Below are 731 nucleotides of genomic sequence, written 5' to 3'. Positions count from 1 at the left end.
TCGGCTAGGTGCGGACGTAGGGTATGCAGGGTTGATCACCAAAAACCCGTTACACGACGATTGGCTAACGATATGGCACCATTCGGAGGCGTTCCCCCTCGATTATCTCGCCGAGTTTTGTCCCGATGCCGATTTAGCGGCCTACAGCCGCCGTAGTCGCAACGAGGCCAGCGGGTTAGGGCGTAACGTTACCCTGTTCGATGAGGTGCGAGAATGGGCCTACAGCGCCGTTAGAGCATACTGGCGGCCTAACGGGTATGAGGCTTGGGCGGATGCCGTCCGCGCTGCCTGTGATGACGTTAACGGCGGGTTTGCGCTGGAATGTGGCGGCCCGTTGCCCATTTCTGAGATCAAGGCCACGGCCAAGAGCATTGCTAGGTGGGTATGGCAGCGGTTCACGCCGTCCGAGTTCCGAGCCATCCAAGCAAAGCGCGGGGCCAAGGGTGGCAAGATTGGCAGCGGCTCGAATGGCGGCAAGGTATCCAAGGGCGGCGGTAGGCCAAGCAAAGCGGTAGAGCTATTACCGGAGGTGATCAGGCTAAAAGCCATGGGCTATAGCAACCGCGATATTGCCCAAGATTTGGGGATTGGTTCGGCCAGTGTTAGCCGCTACCTCTCCAAAATCTCGCCAGAGTGATCCAAAACAACAAGCCTTATCAGATAACAGCGCCCGAAGGGCGTTTGTTTCTGATATGGCTTGTCCTGAGAAAGAGGATCTTGGCGAGGTGGGC

General features: G+C 57.6%; 1 pseudogene. It reads left to right on the top strand.

Features of this window, described 5'->3' with window-relative positions:
• A pseudogene (locus OKC30_RS21265) lies at window positions 1-637 on the top strand (primase C-terminal domain-containing protein); the annotation flags it as partial.
• Between the last annotated feature and the right edge of the window lie 94 nt (window positions 638-731).

Source organism: Aeromonas sp. QDB18, from assembly GCF_027705325.1.
Lineage (GTDB): Bacteria > Pseudomonadota > Gammaproteobacteria > Enterobacterales > Aeromonadaceae > Aeromonas > Aeromonas caviae.
The sequence above is the reverse complement of the archived record's forward strand: the minus strand, read 5'-3'. Positions and strand labels throughout refer to the sequence as shown.